The sequence below is a fragment of the Enterobacter sp. 940_PEND genome (assembly GCF_001059415.1).
In the GTDB taxonomy this organism is placed as follows: domain Bacteria; phylum Pseudomonadota; class Gammaproteobacteria; order Enterobacterales; family Enterobacteriaceae; genus Enterobacter; species Enterobacter cloacae_M.
Genome location: NZ_JUMS01000023.1, coordinates 1 through 21464 on the forward strand (window position 1 = coordinate 1; position 21464 = coordinate 21464).

The following is a 21464-nucleotide window of genomic DNA, read 5'->3' on the forward strand; positions in this document are numbered from 1 at the left end:
CGACCTTGCCAAGGTCGGGGTCGCGAGTTCGAGTCTCGTTTCCCGCTCCAGATTAAAGACATGCGCAGTAGCGGATGTCCGTTTGAAAAGTTTTACGGCGCGTTAGCAAAGCGGTTATGTAGCGGATTGCAAATCCGTCTAGTCCGGTTCGACTCCGGAACGCGCCTCCACTTTCTTCCCGAGCCCGGATGGTGGAATCGGTAGACACAAGGGATTTAAAATCCCTCGGCGTTCGCGCTGTGTGGGTTCAAGTCCCACTCCGGGTACCATGGGAAAACTAGAATAAAATCAATGATAAGCAGTGTCGTATAAACCACCGAAAGGTGGTTTTTTATTATCTGTTTTTCGCCATTGCCATTGTTTCGTCATTCGGCTTCGCCAGAGAAAGAGGGTATTACTGCCCCTCGAACACCAACCAAACGCGTACCACGCTATAGGTTACCAGCTGATTTCATCCCATCCGATGCTTTTCCAGGATCTAATTATGGCAGGAAGCAGTCAAGCCTGACCCTCTTACGCCAGGCCCACCAATCGGTGGGCTTTTTGCTGGAGTAAGAGCAATTGAGGTCTTCAACGTTCGTCAAAAACCTTGAGTATCGCAATTCGGTATATAAAGTAACCAAGTACAATGAGAGCACCAGACGCTGCGCCCCAGATAAAACGGGATTCGTCTTTTGAAAATGAAAAGAAATAAATACAGGACAATAGGCCCGCAGAAGCAATTCCCATCCCCAACCCGCGCAGAATTCTGGATGCTATTAGTTTGATAATGTCCTGAGTGTTCATAATCCACCAAAAAAGTATTTACATACTTCGTTAAATTCATGCTTGTTTACATCTGCTACGCTGCATGCGTCAAGAAAAGGTTTCAATTTATCTTCAACAAGAAAATACAGAAGATCCAAATCACCCATACTCTTAAGTCGGTAGTAGAGTGCAGGGTTTTGGTTTTCAAGCTTTCTGGCCGTATAGATAGCTCTCGATGTTTCTGCGCCAATCGTCAGAGCACTTCCGATGACTACGCCAGCGGCGAACGAGGTCATAATACGTGTCGATACGGCAGCACCTAGCTTTACTCCGGTTAGCTCAGCGAATATGAATTTACCAGCCATTACGCCTGTAAAATTTTGTGCAATACCCTGAATACTGTCCATGTTAACTTTTGACATGAACTCTCTGATTACGGCATTAACTATTTTTTGAGCTTCCTGATGAACCGATATCCCTCGTTTGAGCATGTTAGCCATCCTCACTCGATCATCAAAATTAGAATGACGATGAGTCGTGTCCATGAAGTCATATCCGAGGTAATACATACTGACCGGGAAAGAGAGCATTCCTTGGGCTACAGAAGCCAGGAAACCGGAATCGCCAACATCCAGACTTTTCAGCATCCTTTTTGCCAGAGATTTCGCGCTGTCCAATTCAAACCTTCCTTATGGTTTTGCTTGTGAAACAGACAGAATGATAATGAGGATACTACGAAAAAGAAAATGCAAAAGCCCCACCGAGTTGATGGTGAATTGTAGAGTTACACTTTTGTCGAAGCGTCGACGCCATGTAGACGCTGATTTTGAAGCAGCCATTCAAACGCTTGATCTTCCGCTGGATTGTGAGAAAAACTGGATTTAGCTCTCCGAAAATAGTGGCAGCAGAAGTGCAACCATCACCAGTGATTACCTGCCGTTAGGCTCTCTTATAGTTTTTAAAATCCCTCGGCGTTCGCGCTGTGTGGGTTCAGGTCCCACTCCGGGTACCATGGGAAACAAAGAATAATCAAAGCAATAAGCAGTGTCGTGAAACCACCGAAAGGTGGTTTTTTTGTGCCTTTGGCTAACGGCGAAGTGATCGTATCTCATCATCGTCCCGATCCTGCTGCGCCCGAGAATTTGCTGTTATACCAGAAGGTTAAGCCTGACTCTCTAATAACAAGCCCAGAAAGCAGGGCGATTTTCAGCTAACCTGCAACCAATCTTAAACAAACATTTCACTCGCCAGACACAGGTTGCCGCCGCTGATAAACTGGTTGGTATCCACCCTGGAGAGCGGAAGGTTATTGTCATGCAATATGAAGAACAGCAGCTTATCAACGGCCTTTTCGAGCGTCTAAAACAGACCGGACAACAAAACAGCCAACGGGATGCAGATGCAGAGCGTCAGATCGCTGAATTTGTCAGACAGCAGCCTGCGGCCCCCTACTATATGGCGCAGTCGATTTTGATTCAGGAAGCGGCGCTGAAACGCCTACAGGCCCGGGTTCAGGAGCTTGAAAGCGAATTAGCCGCGCAAAAAAGCAAACCCTCGACGGGCGGCAGTTTCCTCGGCGGCCTGTTTGGTGGCGGGAAAAGTAACCCGCAGCCTGACAACAGCTGGAATGCCCAGCCGCAACAGCCACCGGCGCAGGATTATTCTCGGGCGCCAGCTACTCGCGGCGGCGGTTTTATGGCTGGCGCGCTCCAGACAGCCGCTGGCGTGGCCGGTGGCATAGCGCTTGCCGAGATGCTTACCAGCATGTTCCATCAGTCGCGGCCGGAAGAGATCGTGAACATCATCGAAGAACCGACAATGCCCGTCGGTGGCGAACCGTTTGTCGGTAATCAATACGGCGACGTTAATAACATCTCTGACACCCGTTTCCTCAACCAGAACGATCCGTTCGGCAGTAATAACGACGTCTGGCAGAATGACGATGTAGATGACGACTACAGCAATGACGACGATAGTTTTATTTAACGACGTTATCGTGTAACCACCGAAATGAAGTGAACCCCGAAAGTTAGGTATCCAACTTTCGGGGTTTTGCGTTTCCGGGTCAAAAAAGCCTTCGCGGCTAAGCCTGAAGGCTCATAAATCACATTCTTTTTACTACGTTTCTTACTAACAAACCTGTAAGAATTGCCGGAAGCAATCCAAACAAAGAGGCGATATCGACTAACGTATACTCCAGTTCTTCTATCCCATATGTGCCGAAATGATCCATCACGGAATCAGCCCATTTGGCAGATATCAAATCACACCCCACCTAAATACGCCTTCCTCACCTCCTGATTCCCCAGCAGCTCTTCACCGCTGCCGCTCAGCCGGATCTGTCCGTTCACCATCACATACCCCCGGTCAGACAGCTTCAACGCATGGTGCGCATTCTGCTCCACCAGAAAAATGGTCATGCCGTTGCGGGCCAGCTCGCGCAGCGTCTGGAAGATCTGTTTCACCACAATCGGGGCTAAGCCCAGGCTGGGCTCATCCAGCAGCAGCAGCTTCGGACGGCTCATCAGCGCCCGGGCGATCGCCAGCATCTGCTGTTCCCCGCCGGACATGGTCATCGCGCGCTGCTTGCGTCGCTCCTTGAGGCGCGGGAAGAGGTCGAACATGGTTTGCATATCCTCAGCGGCAAACTGGCTGCCGAGGGGGATGGTCCCCATCAGCAGATTCTCTTCAACGGTCATATCCGGGAAGATTCGTCTGCCTTCCGGCGCCTGCGCAATGCCGCCGGACGCGACGTAGTGGGTGGATTTATGGCTGATATCTTCGCCGCTGAAAAGGATCTGTCCGCTGCGAATACGGGGCTGGCCAAAGATGGACATCAGCAATGTCGATTTACCCGCGCCGTTTGCGCCAATCAGCGCCACGGTTTCACCCTTATTGACCTCGAGGGAAACCTGTTTAAGCGCCTGAATGACGCCGTAAAACACATCCACCTCGCGAAATGCAAGCAGCGGTTCGCTCATAGGGTGACCTCGCTTTCATCCGTACCCAGGTAGGCGGCAATAACCTTTTCATCATGCTGGATCTGCTCGGGTTTTCCCCTGGCAATAACATCCCCGTGGTCGAGCACGATAATGTCGTCCGAAATCTCCATCACCATCCCCATATCATGCTCAATCAGTAGTACCGTGATGTCATGATGATCCCGCAGAAAGCGAATAATGCTGCTGAGCTTATGCGTTTCAACCGGGTTAAGCCCGGCGGCGGGTTCATCCAGACAGATCATTTCCGGCCCGGTGCACATTGCTCGCGCAATTTCCAGACGCCGCTGCTGGCCGTACGACATCTCTCCCGCCAGGCGATTGGCGCACTCCACCAGATCCACCACTTCCAGCCAGTAGAAGGCCCTGTCCAGGGCGTCGCTTTCCGCCCGCCGGTATGCCGGCGTATTTAAGATCCCGGCAAGCAGATTGCGGTTAACGCGCATATGCTGCGCAACCAGCAGGTTTTCTACGACAGACATCTCGCGAAAAAGACGGATATTTTGAAACGTGCGCGCCAGCCCTGCGCGGTTGACCAGATGCGTTCCGCCGAACATTTTGTAGAAAAGACGCTGCCCGAACTGCGCGGGGTTAATCCAGTCTCCCGGCTGGAATTTTTGTCCGAGCACCTGAATAACGTTGGTCGTTTTATGGCGGGTATTAAATAAAATGTTGCCGCCGGAGGCCCTGTAGAAGCCCGTCAGGCAGTTAAACACGGTAGTTTTTCCCGCCCCGTTTGGCCCAATCAGGGCGGTAATTGAGCCACGCAGCACGTCCAGGTTGACGTCGTTTAACGCCTTAATCCCGCCGAAGTGCATCATCAGATGTTCAACGCGCAATATCGTTCCGTTCATGGCGCGACGCCCTTACGCACGGCAAACCCGCTGCGGTTAATGCGGATCAAACCGCGCGGACGCCAGATCATCATCACCACCATGAGCATGCCAAACAGCAGGACGCGGTACTCTGCAAAACTGCGCAGCAGTTCCGGCGTTACCGTGAGCACAAAGGCGGCCAGCACCACGCCAAGCGTCGAGCCCATCCCGCCCAGCACCACAATGGCGAGGATCAGCGCCGATTCAAAGAAGGTAAAGGAGGTGGGATTCACGAACCCCTGATAGGTGGCGAAGAACACCCCGGCAATGCCCGCGGTCGACGCGCCCAGCGTAAAGGCGGAGAGCTTAACCAGAACATGATTCAGCCCCATCGAGCGGCAGGCAATTTCGTCTTCACGCAGGGCTTCCCACGCCCGACCAATCGGCATCCGCGTCAGGCGGTGCTTGATATAGAGCACCAGCATCACCACCAGGAACAGCACCGCGTAGATAAAAATAAACTTCATGTTCGGGTTGTAGGTCAGGTGGAAAAATTCGTGGAAGGGCACGCCGCCTTCTTTCGCGCGTCGTCCAAATTCCAGGCCGAAAAAGGTGGGGGGAGGGGCCGAGACGCCGTTTGGGCCGCCGGTGAAGGTCAGCCAGTTGTTCAGTATCAGGCGAATGATCTCCCCGAACCCGAGGGTGACGATGGCAAGGTAGTCACCGTGCATGCGCAGTACCGGGAAACCGAGCAGGGCGCCTGCGGCGGCGGCCATGATTGCCGCCAGCGGCAGCATGCTCCAGAAGCCTAAGCCGAGATACTGGTATCCCAGCGCCAGACCGTACGCCCCAATTGCGTAGAACGCGACATATCCCAAATCCAGCAGGCCGGCCAGACCCACGACGATATTCAGCCCCAGACCGAGAAGCACGTAGATCAGCCCGAGAATGGCGACGGTCAGCACATATTTAGTGGCGACAAACGGAAAGCAAATCGCAAGGGCAATTACCAAAGGAATAATCCAGCGCATGCGGCTTTTATATTCCGGTGGCCGGACATATACGCCCGCGCTATCGGCTTCGAAGCGCGCCTGGAAACGGGCGCCCGCGGCGGTACCTAAAAAGACGCTCAACAGAAAACGCCCGAACATGACGATGCCAACCATCCAGGCCAGCCGTTGCCCGGCGAAGTTAAAGCTGTACCCGTCCAGCACCACGCCCGCAATGGGGCCGAAAATAATCAGCGCAATCAGTCCGGAAAAAATCGCGTCCAGCATGCAGCGTTTAAGTGAAAAAACGTGTGATGTCATCATTCTCTCCCTCATACTTTGGCCACAATCGGGCGTCCAAGCAGGCCCTGAGGACGGAAAATAAGGATCATGACCAGCAGGCCGAACGAAAAGACATCTTTATAGTCCGAGTTCACCATGCCCGAGAACTGGGCTTCCGCCACGCCCAGGATAAGGCCGCCGAGCATGGCGCCGGGGAGGGAGCCGATGCCGCCGAGTACCGCTGCAGTAAAGGCTTTAATGCCGATCACGAACCCGACGTAGAAATCAAAGGTGCCGTAATTCATGGTGATCAACACCCCCGCCAGACCGGCCATCGCCGCGCCGATCACAAAGACCAGCGAAATAATCCGGTCGGTGTTAATGCCCAGAATGGAGGCCATCTTACGATCCTGCTGTACCGCGCGGCACATCCGGCCCAGCCGGGTATGGTTGATAATCCAGGTGAGCACCAGCATGCCGGCAAACGAGGCAACCAGAATAAACACTTTGGTGTAGGTTATCTGCACGAACCCGTCGCCCAGATGCAGGCGAATCACGCCGTCCAGCATGGTCGGCACTCCTTGCTGACGCGGACCCTGGCTCAGCTGCGCGTAGTTTTGCAGAATAAGAGACATCCCAATGGCGGAGATCAGCGGCGCCAGGCGCGTGGAGTTGCGCAGCGGCTTGTAGGCGATACGCTCGATGGTCCAGCCGTACACCCCGGTTACTACAATGGTGAACACCAGCGTCCCGAGGATCAGCAGTGGGAACGACTGCAGACCGAAGAACGAGAGCAGCGCCAGGCCAATGGCGCAGAGATACGCGGAAATCATATACACTTCGCCGTGGGCGAAATTGATCATCCCGATAATGCCGTACACCATGGTGTAGCCGATGGCGATTAAACCGTAGACGGAGCCCAGCGTTAAGCCATTGATTAATTGTTGCAGGAAGAATGTACTCATCTTAGCGCGCTCGTTTTATAGGCTGCGCGATGCGCGCAGCCGGATGTTTATTACGCGCCGACGGGCAGGCCCGCCGACGTTGAGCGTGACTCCGTCCCGTTACTGCACTTCCTTATATTTTCCTTTGTCGTCCCACTGATAAACCACGTAGTCAGACACTTTCAGATCGCCTTTGCTGTCCCAGGCTTTTTTGCCCATCACCGTGTCGACGGAATTGGCTTTCAGCCACTCGCTGGCTTTGGCGGAGTCCTTGCCGCCGGTGGCCTTGAAGGCCGCGGCAATGGCCTGGACGGAGGCATAGGAGTAAAGGGTGTAACCTTCCGGCTCGAATTTACCTGCGCGGAATTTCTCGATAACCGCTTTACCGTCCGGGATGAGGCGCGGGTCTTTACCGAAGGTCATGTAAATGCCGTTGGTATATTGCGGGCCACCCGCGGCGGTCACCATCTCTTCGTTGACAATACAGTCGCCGGAGAAGAATTTCGCCTGCACGCCCTGTTCGCGCATCTGGCGAACCAGCGGACCGGCTTCCGGGTGACAGCCACCGAAGAATACGACGTCCGGTTTTTGCGCGCCGATCTTGGTCACCAGCGCGTTAAAGTCTTTTTCACCGCGGGATAACCCCTCATACATCACATCCTGAACGCCGCGTTTCGCCAGCGCCGCTTTGGTGGCGTCAGCCAGACCCTGACCATAGGTGTCTTTATCGTGAATAATCACCACGCGCTTGGCTTTCAGCTTGTCGATGATGAAGTCGCTGGCAACCTGACCCTGCTGATCGTCGCGGCCGCACATGCGGAACATATCGCTCATGCCGCGTTCGGTGATCAGCGGGTTAGTTGAGCCGGGGGTAATCGCAATAATGCCCGCGTCGCTATACACCTCGGAGGCGGGCATTGTGGAAGAGGAGCAGAAATGGCCGACCACGGCGTTGACCTTATCCTGGTCAACTAAACGGTTGGCCACGGCCACGGCTTGCTTGGGCTCGCAGGCATCATCCCCCTGAACCAGTTTGATCTTCTCGCCGTTAATACCGCCTGCGGCATTAATGTCTTCAGCGGCCTGCGTTGCGCCGTGCCAGTATTGATCGCCATAGGTGGCATTGGGACCCGTGAACGGCCCGGCCACGCCAATCACAATATCTGCCCGGGCGGAAAACGCCGTCACCAGGCAACCGGCCAACACAAGAGAAAGAGGAGTTCTGATAAATTTCAGCGACATTATTATGTTCCTTAGCAAAGAGGTTTTTGCACCACGGCGTAAACCCGAACGCCCGACGGCGCAGCCAATCCGAAACACGAGCAAGAACAAAATGCACTAAACGAACAAGATACAGACGGCATCCTGCATGTACGGCGAGGTATCCCTGCGCAGCGTCGCGCGAAGAACATTAAGCAAAAACGTTGCCAGAATGGTTAACCCTTTGACGGGCTTGTGACATGTCTGAGTATAGAGCGCCGCGTTATGCCGCCTTGCGGGAGGAGAAGAAATTACAGCGGAGATCACATATCGTTAACAATAAAGCCCATAAGTTGTGCAAAGGTCACGATTTGCACGTTTTTGCAGCAATAAAGACCTAAACTTCAGCCCGGAGAGGCGTGAGTTATGTGTTAGGATCGTTTCCTTTTGCAGGAGTGTCAGCGATGACTGAAGGCCCATTGAATGAAAGCGAAATGGCGTGGCTTGAAGAGACGTTAATGTCTTACGGTCATGATGATGCGTCCGTGATTGACGTGTCCGAACTGGACGGCATGCTAACCGCGGTGCTTTCCGGTCCTGTTGTCGTTGAGCCAGATGCCTGGCTGGTGGCGGTGTGGGGCGGCGAGAAATATATCCCGCGCTGGAAAAACGATCGGGAAATGAACCGTTTTATCGATCTCTGCTTTAAGCACATGAACGATATTGCCGAGCGCCTGAGCGAGTACCCGGATCAGTTTGAACCTATGTTCGGCTATAACGACGTGGACGGTGAGAGCTATACCGTGGTGGAAGAGTGGTGTTATGGCTACATGCGCGGCGTGGCGCTGACGGACTGGTCAGCCTTGCCGGAAGCCCTGAAGGCCGATCTTGACGTGATTGCGCTGCACGGGACGGAAGAGAACAGCGAAAAGCTGGATGAACTGTCCGAAGAGGAATATATCGCCAGCATCGAACGTATCCAGCCTGCGGCACTGCGTTTATATCAATACTGGGTAAACAATCCGCAGCAGCCGGAAGTGAAGAAGCCGACGGTGAACGGCACGAAGGTCGGACGTAACGATCCGTGTCCTTGCGGCAGCGGGAAGAAGTTTAAGAGCTGCTGTTTGCACTGATAAAAAAAGGGGCTGATGATAGCCCCTTTTTTATTTAACCCACTTCCGGCAGCATCCCGGCTGCAATCAACACCTGCACCAGAATAATCACCACCCCACAGCCAAACACAACGCACAGCAGCGGTTTTCCCCCCGCCACGCGGTAACCCTGCTGCGGATGCTGCTGGCGGCTCTTCCATGCCAGCAGGGAAGGGAGCAACAGGGCCAGGATAGAGAGCGCCACCCCCGCATACCCCAGCGCCATCACAAACCCGCGCGGGTAAAACAGCGCAAAACCCAGCGGCGGCAGGAAGGTGATCGCCCCCGTCTGTAACCGTCCGGCTACGGTATTGCGACGCTGGAACAGGTCGGCGAGGTAATCAAACAGGCCGAGCGCCACGCCCAGGAACGAGGTTGCCAGCGCCAGGTCGGCAAACAGGTGTACCGCCAGCTCCACATGCGGGGAGGTAACAACCTCGCGCAGTGCCAGCAGAAAACCGTTCAGGCCAGCGTGTTGCGCCATCAGCCCAATAAAGGTCGAAGAGTCAATGCTGCCCAGCGTCACCAACTGCCAGAAAATATAGGCGATCAGCGGGATCGCGCTGCCGATAACAAAGACGCGGCGCAGCTTGCGGATATCGCCGTTCATATAGCTGACGATGCTCGGCACGCTGCCGTGGAAGCCAAACGAGGTGAAAATGACCGGGATCGCGGAAAGCGCCAGCCCTTTTTCCAGCGGCAGCGTCAGTAGGTTGATCTTGTGCACGTGCGGGGCCAGCAGCACCAGCATGATAATCAGGAAGAGAATTTTGGCGCTGAACAGAAAGCGGTTAAACAGATCGACCAGCGATGTCCCCACGCAGACCACGCCGCCGCCGATGAGCGCAAATAAGATAGCCCCCGTCGCCGGGGTAATGTCAGAGCCAAACCAGTCGTTGACGCTGGAGGCGATGAGCTCCCCGGCGCCGCTGATATAGGCGGCGGTCAGGGCGTACATCAGGAACATCATGCTAAAGCCGGTTATCCACTGGCCGTAGCGTCCGAGATAGCGCGCCGCAAGCGAACCCAGACCGGTGTCGGCGGATACGTGCTGGTAAACCTCAAGCAGCAACAGGGCGGTGTAACACATCAGCGCCCAGAGCGTTCCCAGCAGCAGCAGGGTCATGCCAAATCCCACGCCCGCGGCTGCCAGAGGCATTGCCAGCATTCCTGCGCCAATTGTCGTTCCGGCGACGATAAAAATACTTCCCAGAGTTCTGTTTTTCACGCTTTCCTCTACAACGCTTCTTAACCGCGACAAAATCTGCGGCGCAGAGTAAGGGAAAAGCCGTTACTCGTCAAATCACCGTTACAAGTGGTGTAAAAAATTATTTACGTATTAATGACCCAGGCCTGTGCCTACCTCATAAGGGCAATACTGCTACGCGACATTCCGGCGTAACGTAAACAATAAATACAAATTATCAAATTAAGTGAGGGTCTTATGGCAGGGGAGAATCCCTTTACCGCGGCATGGAGCCGGGGAGGTAACCTGTTGTGCCATGGTCACTGGATAATCAGCTGGCAGAATCAGCCCCTGAACCTTCCCGAGTCCCGTCGCGAAAAGGATATGGGCACCTGGGCAATCTATTCGGTTATCGATCCTGAAGATGAAACCTTTGCACAAGGCTTACAGGAAGATGAGTGGATCGTTGAGAATGTCGACTGGTTAACGGATATGTTCTTCGAGGCGGGTATTCCGCTGGAGACGTCCAGCTACCGCTATTTTTACCAGGCCGTGAATCCCCATGACTGGCGTTGCACCAGCTGTGCGGGGTGTATGTAAATTAACGCGGTGCCGGAAACCGGCACCGCGCTGAAATTAATTCTGCGTATCAAGAGTGGAGAGTTCTTTATCGATAAAGTAAAGACCTTCGCCGGATTTCCCCACCAGAGATAATTTATCCAGCACGGATTTAAACAGCTTCTCTTCTTCGTGTTGCTCAGCGACGTACCACTGCAGGAAATTAAAGGTTGGATAATCCTGGCTGGTCATCGCGGCATGAACCAGTTCGTTAATTTTCTGCGTGATCAGCTGCTCGTGCTCGTAGGTGGCGCGGAACAGTTCATCAAGAGAATTATACTCAGCAAAAGGTGAAGCCACGGTTTCAATGCGCGGCAGGCTGCCCGTATCCGTAAGATAATCAAACAGACGCTGCATGTGGGTCATCTCTTCCTGAGCGTGACGACGCAAAAACGCGGCCGCACCTTCGAAGCTGTGATAGTTGCACCAGGCGCTCATCTGCTGGTAGAGCAGGGATGAAAAAAGCTCAAGGTTCATTTGTGCGTTGAGCTTGTCGATCATTTCAGTTTTCAGCATGGTGACGCTCCGGATTATTATTTCTGGTTCACAATGAGCGACACTATAATTTGTTATTTAATTATTTGCAAAACGTAAATTTTTTATTTTATTTATTTAAAATACGAATGGGAATAAAACGCATTGGCGATTTTTATAATTTATTAATGAGAATTGTTTTTGTTCGTAATGAAATAAACTGCCAGCAAACGCTGGCAGCGTTGATTAATACCAGGGATTATTTGTCTTAGGGTTAACGGCGTAACCCATACATTTATACTGGATAGTCACGCTCTCGTTCAGGCACAAAGAGCCGCTCGTCAGGGTGCAGGTTTTAATGGGCTGACCATAGGCTGAGGCAGTGGCATACCCCATGCTCTGACACGCTTTTGCCGCAGTGCCGTTATTAACATACTCATCGGAATACGCATTTTGCAGCGCTGCCTGGCCGTAGTCGAGGCGGACGATGCCGTTCGGCGCGTCGCGGCTGCTGACTTCAGCCTGGCGGTTGATACTACACCCCGCGAGCAGCAGGATTGTGCCGGCTACAATGACTCTTTTCATGGTTCGCTCTGAGTGGATGGAAATACCTTATCGTACCCGCAGATGCCCGCTGCAATGCCTGGAATAGCCGGACAATCTGCCCTCACTCTTCGCAACGGGTGAGAGGGGAGCGCTATCAGGCCAAATCCTGATAAAAATGTGATGAGTATCACAAAAAGATTGATTTTTGTGATGGTGGTCATATTATAAGCACGTTGACAATAAAGTTGTATAACAAGTTAATGGAGCATCATCGTGAAACTGCGCAAAATCCTGAAAAGCATGTGGGCCAATTACTGCCGCACGTTCAAAGACGTGCCGCCAGGCGCCATGTTCTGATAAAAAAACCTGCTTCGGCGGGTTTTTTTGTACCTGCAGGCGATGAAGGGAAGATGTCAGGGGGCGTGTTTTGCTACTATGGCGGCCTTTAAATAAGGAGAAAACCCATGTCACAAAACCTGAGCGCCGATCAGGAACTGGTCTCTGACGTTGTCGCCTGTCAGCTGGTTATCAAACAAATCCTTGATGTTCTGGACGTGATTGCGCCGGTTGAAGTGCGCGAGAAGATGTCTACGCAGCTGAAAAATATCGATTTCGCCAGCCATCCTGCTGCCGCTGACCCGGTTACGCTTCGTGCGATCCAGAAAGCCATCGCGCTGATTGAGCTGCGATTCACGCCGCAGGGTGAGTCCCACTAAAGCAGGGAAAGGGGCGACGGCACGTGTCGCCCTTTGATGCTGTTAAAAGAACGTCTGGACCAGCAGGTAGCTCGCCGCGCACGCGCAGCTTACTCCAATCAGCCCAGGCAGAATAAAGCTGTGGTTGATGATAAATTTGCCGATGCGGGTGGTGCCTGAACGGTCAAAGCCGATGCAGGCCAAATCACTGGGATAGGTCGGCAGGACAAAATAGCCGTAGGACGCCGGGAAAAAGGCGATCAGCATTTTCGGGTCGATGCCCAGCATGAGGCCCATTGGCGCAACGGCCGTCAGCGCAGCCGCCTGGCTGTTCACCAGTTTTGACACCAGAAACAGCACAATGGCATACGTCCACGGGTGGCTCTTCACCACGCCTTCCAGCGCCAGCTTTAACTCGTCGAGATGCGCCTGGAAAAAGGTATCGCTCATCCACGCCACGCCGAACACCGAGAAGATCGCGACCATACCGGCCTTGAACACCGCGCCGTTGGAAATCGCCGACGCATTAACCTTACAGGCCATCAGCATCACGGCGCCCGCAATTAGCATCATCATCTGAATGACAAGGTTCATCGACAGCGCCGTCATTTTGCCTTTCACTTCAAAGGCGGGGCGCAGTTCCGGGAATGCCCCCAGCAAAACGACCACGGCAATACCGGCAAAGAAAATCCACGTGGACCAGTAGGCCTGTTTAGGGAAACGCTGATTCATTAACGTCTCCGTACCGCCGTAGATAAACTCGCGCTGCTTAGGATCTTTCAGCTTTTCCTGAAACTCTATGTCGTCAGCCAGATCTTTCCCACGGCGTAAGCTCCACAGGGCCGCAATGGCTACGCCGAAAAGCGAAGCGGGAACCGACACGGCGAGAATTTCCAGGATCCCCCACGCGTGGCCGATCCCATGCTGGGCCGCCAGGATGGACACCAGCGACACAACGGCAACGGAAACGGGGGATGCCGTAATCGCCATCTGTGATGCCACCGATGCCACGGCCATGGGGCGCTCCGGGCGGATCCCTTTTTTCAGGGCGATATCCGCAATGATGGGGAACATGGTGTAGACCACATGCCCGGTGCCGCACAGAAAGGTCAGCATCCAGGTGGTGAAAGGGGCGAGCAGGGTGATGTGCTGCGGGTGTTTGCGCAGCAGGCGTTCAGCAAACTGCATCATGACGTTGAGGCCGCCCGCAGTCTGCAGCGTAGCCGCACAGCCTATCACCGCAAGGATGGTCAGCATAACGTCAACCGGCGGTTTACCCGGTTGCAGACCAAAGACAAAACATAAAATAAAAAGACCAATGCCGCTGATTAACCCAAGCCCCATACCGCCGAAACGCGTACCCGTCAGCAGGCAGAGGAGAATGACAACAAACTCAATGGTGATCATGATGCTCCCTCGTCAATGATTATGTAACTAAATAAATCATCACACGTTGTGTGGTTAATCATTGGGAGCCAGATCTGATTTGTTAAATTTCAGGAAAAGCAGAAGGTTGGAGATGGGATGGGGGCCTGCTCCCCGGGACGGAAGCAGGCCAAACCTCAGTGGTGCTGCACCGCCACAATGTCGAGCAGATGACGGTCGGTTTGCTCAGGACATAAACCCGCCTGCTGCGCATTATGGATCTCATCCGCCAGCGTCTTCAGCAGCATGCCATCCTGCTGCTGCTCTTTGTCCATATCACGTAAGAATTTGAGCGTCGTAATGTCCTGCTGCGCTTTGGCTTCATCGGCCAGTTTGCTGAGCGTACTGCAACGTTGCTCGTACTCTTCAAGCGTTTTCTGAAACAGTTCTTCCAGGCAGGAGTAGTTTTCGTTGATCCCATCAAGGGCTTTAACGACAGGATTTGCCCCTGCGGCTTTCAGAAAATTGAAGACACGCATCATATGGGTGACGTTACTTTGCGCCTGCGAGCGAAAGAATGTAGCAGACCCCGTAAGACTATTCTCGGCACACCACGCACTTAAGTGAAGGTGCAGGTTCGAGGCGTAGAACTCAAGGTTCATCTGCGCGTTAAGTTTTTGCATCATCGTTTGGGTAGCCATACTCATATCCTTATTGACTGTGGGACGTGATGTCCGTTGCTTAACCTGAGCGCCAGGCAAATACGAAGAAAAGAGCAGAAATAGACATTCTGCCGTGACCGAAGTCGACCGAAATTCACTTCCTGTGTTCGATATAAATAAGCATACCCTTGTCTTGAGTCTAAGAAAACTCTTAATCAGGCTGTATTTACCATACATTACAAAGTTTAATATAGTACATAAATACAATTAGCTCGCCATGAATTGAATGTGACTTAATAAGCTAATAATTAAGGGTTTTTACCGTTAAGGCACACTGTTACTCTTTCTGAAATATTAAGTTGGAATATTACTCCGAGAAAAAGAGAAATACGGTTTAATCGTTTCGAATATATGATGTGCCAATAAAATTGCGCTAAATCAATTTCTGCGAAATAACGTTTTTACAGGTGCGTTGTACATCCTTGATGAAAAACATGTTGAACCCCTTTAACGCCAGTTGCGTTTTGCCCGCTGAGGGGCATCAGGGATATCTTGGCTAATCTTATGGATAATTCTGCTTAACCCCTTTCTATTTGTCTGACAAATCCCGCCTTTTTTATGTCATTTTTCGCTGAATTTATGTACGCAATTACTGTAATTCTGCGGTGTGATGGGGCTCTCTTATGGATGATTAATTTCCCGCTAAAACTATCACCAGCAATAACGCTTATGACGAGGTAAGCGCTAATGCCTTGTTTTAAGTCCGATTAAATAAGAAGCACGCACTTATTCCCTACAGAAAAGAATGCTAAAGCTGGAGTTTACCATGCACAAATTTACTAAAGCGCTGGCGGCCATCGGTCTGGCTGCCGTTATGTCACAATCCGCTATCGCTGAGAATTTAAAACTCGGTTTTTTGGTAAAACAGCCCGAAGAGCCCTGGTTCCAGACTGAGTGGAAATTCGCAGATAAAGCCGGGAAAGATTTAGGTTTTGAAGTCATTAAAATCGCCGTGCCTGACGGCGAAAAAACCCTGAACGCCATCGACAGCCTGGCGGCCAGCGGTGCAAAAGGTTTCGTTATCTGTACCCCGGATCCAAAGCTGGGGTCGGCAATCGCGGCGAAAGCGCGCGGTTACGATATGAAGGTCATCGCGGTTGACGATCAGTTCGTTAACGCCAAAGGCAAGCCGATGGACACCGTCCCGCTGGTCATGATGGCGGCGACCAAAATCGGCGAGCGCCAGGGCCAGGAACTCTATAAAGAGATGCAAAAGCGCGGCTGGGATGTCAAAGAGACCGCGGTAATGGCTATCACGGCTGACGAGCTGGACACCGCCCGTCGTCGTACTACCGGTTCAATGGATGCGCTGAAAGCGGCCGGCTTCCCGGAAAAACAGATCTATAAAGTCCCAACCAAATCCAACGATATCCCGGGCGCTTTCGACGCCGCGAACTCTATGCTGGTCCAGCATCCGGAGGTCAAACACTGGCTGGTGGTCGGCATGAACGACAACACCGTGCTGGGCGGGGTACGCGCGACGGAAGGCCAGGGCTTCAAGGCGCCTGACGTGATCGGGATTGGCATCAACGGCGTTGACGCCGTCAGCGAGCTGTCCAAAGCGCAGGCTACTGGCTTCTACGGTTCTCTGCTGCCGAGCCCGGACGTTCACGGCTACAAATCCAGTGAGATGCTCTACAACTGGGTAACCAAAGGGGCCGAACCGCCGAAATTTACCGAAGTGACCGACGTGGTGCTGATTACCCGCGACAACTTCAAAGAGGAGCTGGCGAAAAAAGGGCTGGGCGGTAAGTAATACGCGGTGATTGTGCCCCTCACGCTTCGTGAGGGGCCAGACGTACACACTACAGGAATCACGGAGACGTTATGCGACAGTCTGATCCGTATCTCTCTTTTCGCGGCATCGGGAAAACTTTCCCCGGTGTTAACGCGCTGACCGATATCAGCTTCGACTGCTATGCCGGCCAGGTTCACGCCCTGATGGGGGAAAACGGCGCGGGGAAATCCACGCTGTTGAAGATCCTCAGCGGCAACTATGCGCCTACGACCGGCACGCTGGCCATTCGCGGCGAAGAGGTGGCGTTTGCCGATACCACGGCGGCGCTCAATGCCGGGGTTGCGATCATCTATCAGGAGCTGCACCTCATTCCTGAGATGACCGTGGCGGAAAACATCTATTTAGGACAGCTCCCGCACAAAGGCGGCGTGGTAAATCGTTCGCTACTTAATTATGAAGCGGGGCTGCAGCTTAAACATCTTGGTCTGGACGTCGATCCCCAGACGCCGCTGAAATATCTCTCCATCGGCCAGTGGCAGATGGTTGAAATTGCCAAGGCGCTGGCGCGTAACGCCAGAATTATCGCCTTCGATGAGCCCACCAGTTCGCTCTCTGCGCGTGAAATAGAAAATCTGTTCCGCGTGATCCGCGAATTGCGTCAGGAAGGCCGTACGATTTTGTATGTCTCGCACCGCATGGAAGAGATATTTGCCCTGAGCGACGCCATCACCGTCTTTAAAGATGGGCGCTATGTGCGCACCTTTACCGACATGCAGCAGGTTAACCATGACCAGCTTGTTCAGGCGATGGTCGGACGCGAGCTGGGTGATATTTATCACTGGCAGCCGCGTCAGTATGGCCCTGAACGCCTGCGCCTGGACAGCGTCAAAGCGCCGGGCGTGCGCACGCCGATTTCGTTATCCGTTCGCAGCGGCGAAATTGTCGGCCTGTTTGGTCTGGTGGGGGCGGGGCGCAGTGAATTAATGAAAGGCCTGTTCGGTGGTACCCGCATTACCGATGGGCAAGTTTCTATTGATGGTGAACGGGTCGATATCCAGAAACCGGCCCACGCGATCGGGGCGGGCATGATGCTCTGCCCGGAAGACCGTAAAGCCGAGGGGATTATTCCGGTGCATTCGGTACGCGACAACATCAATATTTCCGCCCGCCGCAAGTTTATTCGCGCAGGCTGCCTGATAAACGATGGCTGGGAGTCGAGCAATGCCGACCACCATATTCGCTCTCTGAATATTAAAACGCCGGGTCCGGAACAGCTGATCATGAATCTGTCAGGCGGAAACCAGCAGAAGGCGATTTTAGGCCGCTGGCTGTCCGAAGATATGAAGGTCATTTTGCTCGACGAGCCGACGCGCGGTATCGATGTGGGGGCAAAACACGAGATTTATAACGTGATTTATGAGCTGGCAAAACGCGGCGTGGCGGTGCTCTTCGCCTCCAGCGATCTGCCGGAGGTGCTTGGCGTGGCCGACCGCATTGTGGTGATGCGTGAAGGCGAAATTGCCGGTGAATTACTTCATGAACAGGCGAATGAACAACAGGCGTTGAACCTCGCCATGCCTAAAGTCAGCCAGGCTGTCGCCTGAGTAAGGAGTTAATGATGTCCTCTGTTACTACATCCGGAGCGCCGAAGTCGAAGTCGGCGCTGAGTTTTGGACGTATCTGGGATCAGTACGGCATGCTGGTGGTCTTTGCCGCGCTGTTTCTCGCCTGCGCGATCTTTGTTCCTAACTTTGCCACCTTCATTAATATGAAGGGGCTGGGGCTGGCCATTTCCATGTCCGGGATGGTGGCCTGCGGGATGCTGTTCTGTCTGGCCTCCGGCGATTTTGACCTGTCGGTAGCGTCGGTGATTGCCTGTGCGGGCGTCACGACGGCAGTGGTGATCAACATGACGGAGAGCCTGTGGATTGGCGTTCTGGCCGGTCTGCTACTCGGCGTCATCAGCGGTCTGGTGAACGGGTTTGTTATCGCACGCCTGAAGATTAACGCCCTGATCACCACGCTTGCGACAATGCAAATTGTCCGCGGGCTGGCCTATATCATCTCCGACGGTAAAGCTGTGGGGATTGAAGACGAGCGCTTCTTTACCCTGGGTTACGCCAACTGGCTGGGTCTGCCTGCGCCAATCTGGCTGACCGTGGCCTGCCTGATCCTGTTCGGCTTCCTGCTCAACCGGACCACCTTTGGCCGCAATACGCTGGCGATTGGCGGTAACGAAGAGGCCGCTCGTCTGGCCGGGGTGCCGGTAGTGCGAACCAAGATTATTATCTTTGTGCTCTCAGGGCTGGTTTCTGCCGCTGCGGGAATTATTCTTGCGTCGCGCATGACCAGCGGCCAGCCGATGACCTCTATTGGTTACGAGCTGATCGTCATTTCGGCCTGCGTTTTAGGGGGAGTTTCCCTCAAGGGCGGCATCGGAAAAATCTCATATGTGGTGGCCGGTATCCTGATTTTAGGCACGGTAGAGAACGCCATGAACCTGCTGAATATTTCGCCATTCTCGCAGTACGTGGTGCGTGGCCTGATCCTGCTGGCAGCGGTGATTTTCGACCGTTACAAGCAAAAAGCGAAGCGTACCGTTTAGTCCTTTTTCCCACCTTTTATTGCTCAACTTATAACCATAGTTGACCCCTTAACCGCCTCGCCAGTAATACTGGCGGGGCGGTTGTCAAATGGCGAGCCACGTCACACTGTCTATACTTACATGGCTATGAAAGAGGTAAAGGCGTTTACCTCTCGTAAACCGTAAGGAGGAAAAGGGTGGCTGACTTGTTAACCGCACCGCCTGTACTGCCCGGAAAATATGCTTTCTTTTTTGACCTCGACGGGACGCTCGCCGGGATCCAGCCGCATCCTGACGACGTGGTCGTCCCGGATACGGTGCTAGAGAATTTGCAGCAGCTCTCAAGACTGAACGAGGGCGCATTGGCATTGATTTCAGGGCGCTCAATGGCCGAGCTGGACGTGCTCGCCAGTCCTTACCACTTTCCGCTAGCCGGTGTACACGGAGCGGAGCGCCGCGATATCCATGATCAACTGCACGTTGTATCACTTCCTGAGACCTTAATTAAGGCGTTACACACTCAACTCTCCTCGGCGCTTGAGTCGCTTCCGGGCACTGAACTGGAAGAGAAGGGCATGGCTTTCGCTTTGCACTATCGGCAGGCACCGCATCACGAGGCGGCGGTCTTTGCGATTGCTCGCAGCGTGGCCGATGCACACCCGCAGCTCGCGCTGCAGCCGGGGAAGTGCGTCGTTGAGATAAAACCTGAGGGGATTAATAAAGGTGCTGCTATTGCGGCGTTTATGGCGGAACCGCCATTTAAGGGACGTACACCGGTATTTATTGGCGATGACCTGACCGACGAGGCCGGGTTTCGCGTGGTGAATCAGGCCGAAGGGATCGCCGTCAAGGTGGGGCCTGGTGACACCGTTGCCGAATGGCGACTGGCGGATGTCGCCAGCGTCTGGCAGTGGATATCTGACATCGCTAACCAGCAACAACAACAAATAGCGCAAAGCAAAGGGGGAAACCATTATGGGTCGCTTAGTCGTCGTCTCTAACCGAATCGCACCGCCTGACGATAAAAAAGCCAGTGCAGGTGGCCTGGCGGTAGGGGTGTTAGGTGCCTTAAAAGCCGCTGGCGGGCTGTGGTTTGGCTGGAGTGGAGAAATCAGTGAAGAAGAGAAACCGCTCAAAAAGGTGACGCGTGGAAACATTACGTGGGCGTCGTTTGCATTGAAAGAGAAAGACTATGACGAGTATTACTCGCAGTTCTCAAATGCCGTCCTGTGGCCTGCGTTTCACTATCGTCTTGACTTGGTCAAATTCCAGCGTGAATCCTTCGAAGGCTACTCGCGCGTGAATGCGCTGCTGGCGGATAAACTGCTGCCATTAATCGAAGAAGACGATATTTTATGGATCCACGATTATCACCTGTTGCCCTTCGCGCGCGAGCTGCGAAAGAGGGGGGTAAATAACCGCATTGGCTTCTTCCTGCACATCCCGTTCCCGACGCCGGAGATTTTTACCGCGCTGCCGCCGCATGAAGAGCTGCTGGAGGCGCTGTGTGATTTCGATTTGCTGGGCTTCCAGACCGAAAATGACCGCCTCGCGTTCCTTGACTCCGTGTCAGGCAAAGCGCGTCTGGTGACCAAAGGCGGGAAAACTCATACGGCGTGGGGGAAAACTTTCCACACCGAGGTCTATCCAATAGGGATTGAACCTGACGAAATCGCGGAGCAGGCTTCCGGCCCGCTGCCGCCGAAGCTGGCGCAGCTTAAGAATGAACTCAAGCACGTGAAAAATATCTTCTCGGTTGAGCGTCTTGATTATTCCAAAGGGCTACCGGAACGCTTCCTGGCGTATGAAACGCTGCTGGATAAATACCCGCAGCATCACGGGAAAATCCGCTATACCCAGATCGCGCCGACGTCGCGCGGTGAGGTTCAGGCCTATCAGGATATTCGCCATCAGCTGGAGACAGAAGCAGGGCGCATTAATGGCCGCTACGGCCAGCTGGGCTGGACGCCGCTGTTTTACCTGAATCAACACTTTGACCGTAAGATCCTGATGAAGGTCTTCCGCTATGCGGACGTTGGGCTAGTCACGCCGCTGCGCGACGGGATGAACCTGGTGGCGAAAGAGTATGTGGCTGCCCAGGACCCTGCCGACCCGGGTGTTCTGGTGCTTTCCCAGTTTGCCGGGGCCGCAAATGAGCTCACGTCGGCGCTCATCGTTAACCCTTACGACAGGGATGACGTGGCTAACGCGCTGAATCGCGCCCTGACAATGCCGCTCACGGAACGTATTTCCCGCCATGCTGACATGATAGAAACAATCCGGAAGAACGATATTAACCACTGGCAGGCGCGTTTTATTCAGGATCTCCGGGATATCGCTCCGCAGAGTCATGAAGGCGATCTGCAAAAAAAGATCGCGACCTTCCCTAAACTCGCCTGATTTACTGCT

At 53.5% G+C, this 21464-nt stretch carries 21 protein-coding genes and 2 tRNA genes; 12 read left to right on the top strand and 11 right to left on the bottom strand.

All coding sequences use genetic code 11. The features are described 5' to 3' along the window. Positions 1–96 precede the first annotated feature (96 nt). Positions 97–170 (top strand) — tRNA-Cys (locus tag ADJ24_RS04260). 12 nt (positions 171–182) lie between these two features. Continuing rightward, positions 183–269: transfer RNA gene (locus tag ADJ24_RS04265), tRNA-Leu, on the top strand. 513 nt (positions 270–782) lie between these two features. Here the strand turns inward: ADJ24_RS04265 and ADJ24_RS04275 are convergent. Continuing rightward, complete coding sequence (locus tag ADJ24_RS04275) at positions 783–1424, bottom strand: hypothetical protein (RefSeq protein WP_023312283.1); 642 nt, start codon at positions 1422–1424, stop codon at positions 783–785. A gap of 637 nt (positions 1425–2061) precedes the next feature. On the opposite strand from ADJ24_RS04275, the gene ADJ24_RS04280 reads away from it, so the two are divergent. Further along, positions 2062–2733: a DUF2076 domain-containing protein gene (locus ADJ24_RS04280; protein ID WP_023312282.1), complete on the top strand. Its 672-nt coding sequence runs from the start codon at positions 2062–2064 to the stop codon at positions 2731–2733. A gap of 278 nt (positions 2734–3011) precedes the next feature. Here the strand turns inward: ADJ24_RS04280 and ADJ24_RS04285 are convergent, their stop codons facing one another. The 5 genes from ADJ24_RS04285 to ADJ24_RS04305 form a co-directional block, all read right to left on the bottom strand. Continuing rightward, complete coding sequence (locus tag ADJ24_RS04285) at positions 3012–3728, bottom strand: ABC transporter ATP-binding protein (RefSeq protein ID WP_023312281.1); 717 nt, start codon at positions 3726–3728, stop codon at positions 3012–3014. After that, positions 3725–4600: an ATP-binding cassette domain-containing protein gene (locus ADJ24_RS04290; RefSeq protein WP_023312280.1), complete on the bottom strand. Its 876-nt coding sequence runs from the start codon at positions 4598–4600 to the stop codon at positions 3725–3727. The genes ADJ24_RS04285 and ADJ24_RS04290 overlap by 4 nt, the downstream gene beginning before the upstream one ends. After that, positions 4597–5871, bottom strand: coding sequence for a high-affinity branched-chain amino acid ABC transporter permease LivM (livM, locus tag ADJ24_RS04295; protein WP_032668486.1), 1275 nt, complete (start codon positions 5869–5871; stop codon positions 4597–4599). The genes ADJ24_RS04290 and livM overlap by 4 nt, the downstream gene beginning before the upstream one ends. A gap of 11 nt (positions 5872–5882) precedes the next feature. Then, entirely contained in the window at positions 5883–6797 is a 915-nt protein-coding gene (locus tag ADJ24_RS04300) for an ABC transporter permease subunit (RefSeq protein ID WP_023312278.1), read from the bottom strand. Positions 6798–6896: 99 nt separating this feature from the next. Next, the gene (locus ADJ24_RS04305; RefSeq protein ID WP_023312277.1) at positions 6897–8018 is read right to left on the bottom strand and encodes a branched-chain amino acid ABC transporter substrate-binding protein; all 1122 of its coding nucleotides are present in this window, start codon (positions 8016–8018) and stop codon (positions 6897–6899) included. Positions 8019–8440: 422 nt separating this feature from the next. On the opposite strand from ADJ24_RS04305, the gene ADJ24_RS04310 reads away from it, so the two are divergent. Continuing rightward, on the top strand, positions 8441–9109 hold the full coding sequence (locus ADJ24_RS04310) for a YecA family protein (RefSeq protein ID WP_023312276.1): 669 nt from the start codon (positions 8441–8443) through the stop codon (positions 9107–9109). A 34-nt stretch (positions 9110–9143) separates the two neighbouring features. Here the strand turns inward: ADJ24_RS04310 and tyrP are convergent, their stop codons facing one another. Next, positions 9144–10355 carry a tyrosine transporter TyrP gene (tyrP, locus tag ADJ24_RS04315; RefSeq protein ID WP_032668485.1) on the bottom strand — a complete coding sequence of 404 codons (1212 nt, stop codon included), beginning with the start codon at positions 10353–10355 and terminating at the stop codon, positions 9144–9146. A 216-nt stretch (positions 10356–10571) separates the two neighbouring features. Here tyrP and ADJ24_RS04320 point away from each other — a divergent pair, with 216 nt between their 5' ends. Then, the gene (locus ADJ24_RS04320; RefSeq protein WP_023312274.1) at positions 10572–10913 is read left to right on the top strand and encodes a hypothetical protein; all 342 of its coding nucleotides are present in this window, start codon (positions 10572–10574) and stop codon (positions 10911–10913) included. A gap of 36 nt (positions 10914–10949) precedes the next feature. On the opposite strand, the gene ftnA is transcribed toward ADJ24_RS04320, so the two are convergent. Next, a complete protein-coding gene (gene ftnA / locus ADJ24_RS04325; protein ID WP_023312273.1) occupies positions 10950–11447 on the bottom strand; it encodes a non-heme ferritin in 498 nt (165 codons plus the stop codon). A gap of 204 nt (positions 11448–11651) precedes the next feature. Next, positions 11652–11990: a YecR family lipoprotein gene (yecR, locus tag ADJ24_RS04330; RefSeq protein WP_023312272.1), complete on the bottom strand. Its 339-nt coding sequence runs from the start codon at positions 11988–11990 to the stop codon at positions 11652–11654. A gap of 234 nt (positions 11991–12224) precedes the next feature. On the opposite strand from yecR, the gene azuC reads away from it, so the two are divergent. Next, positions 12225–12308 (top strand): stress response protein AzuC, encoded by an 84-nt coding sequence (gene azuC, locus ADJ24_RS24925; RefSeq protein WP_014884364.1) that lies wholly within the window; start codon positions 12225–12227, stop codon positions 12306–12308. A 107-nt stretch (positions 12309–12415) separates the two neighbouring features. Beyond that, positions 12416–12667: a DUF2766 family protein gene (locus tag ADJ24_RS04335; protein WP_008500405.1), complete on the top strand. Its 252-nt coding sequence runs from the start codon at positions 12416–12418 to the stop codon at positions 12665–12667. Positions 12668–12709: 42 nt separating this feature from the next. Here ADJ24_RS04335 and ADJ24_RS04340 read toward each other — a convergent pair whose 3' ends face one another. Both ADJ24_RS04340 and ADJ24_RS04345 read right to left on the bottom strand, forming a co-directional pair. Beyond that, the gene (locus ADJ24_RS04340; protein WP_023312271.1) at positions 12710–14053 is read right to left on the bottom strand and encodes an anaerobic C4-dicarboxylate transporter; all 1344 of its coding nucleotides are present in this window, start codon (positions 14051–14053) and stop codon (positions 12710–12712) included. 155 nt (positions 14054–14208) lie between these two features. Next, a complete protein-coding gene (locus ADJ24_RS04345) occupies positions 14209–14712 on the bottom strand; it encodes a non-heme ferritin-like protein (protein WP_023312270.1) in 504 nt (167 codons plus the stop codon). Between the two features lie 787 nt (positions 14713–15499). Here ADJ24_RS04345 and araF point away from each other — a divergent pair. The 5 genes from araF to otsA all read left to right on the top strand — a co-directional run bounded on the left by araF (position 15500) and on the right by otsA (position 21455). Further along, positions 15500–16489, top strand: a complete 990-nt coding sequence (gene araF / locus ADJ24_RS04350) for an arabinose ABC transporter substrate-binding protein AraF (RefSeq protein ID WP_003859687.1) — start codon at positions 15500–15502, stop codon at positions 16487–16489. Between the two features lie 71 nt (positions 16490–16560). Next, a complete protein-coding gene (gene araG / locus ADJ24_RS04355) occupies positions 16561–18075 on the top strand; it encodes an L-arabinose ABC transporter ATP-binding protein AraG (protein WP_023312269.1) in 1515 nt (504 codons plus the stop codon). Between the two features lie 14 nt (positions 18076–18089). Continuing rightward, positions 18090–19076, top strand: a complete 987-nt coding sequence (gene araH, locus ADJ24_RS04360) for an L-arabinose ABC transporter permease AraH (protein ID WP_023312268.1) — start codon at positions 18090–18092, stop codon at positions 19074–19076. Between the two features lie 176 nt (positions 19077–19252). Beyond that, on the top strand, positions 19253–20056 hold the full coding sequence (gene otsB / locus ADJ24_RS04365; protein ID WP_023312267.1) for a trehalose-phosphatase: 804 nt from the start codon (positions 19253–19255) through the stop codon (positions 20054–20056). After that, on the top strand, positions 20031–21455 hold the full coding sequence (otsA, locus tag ADJ24_RS04370; protein WP_023312266.1) for an alpha,alpha-trehalose-phosphate synthase: 1425 nt from the start codon (positions 20031–20033) through the stop codon (positions 21453–21455). Before otsB ends, otsA begins: the two co-directional genes overlap by 26 nt. The last annotated feature ends 9 nt before the right edge of the window (positions 21456–21464 follow it).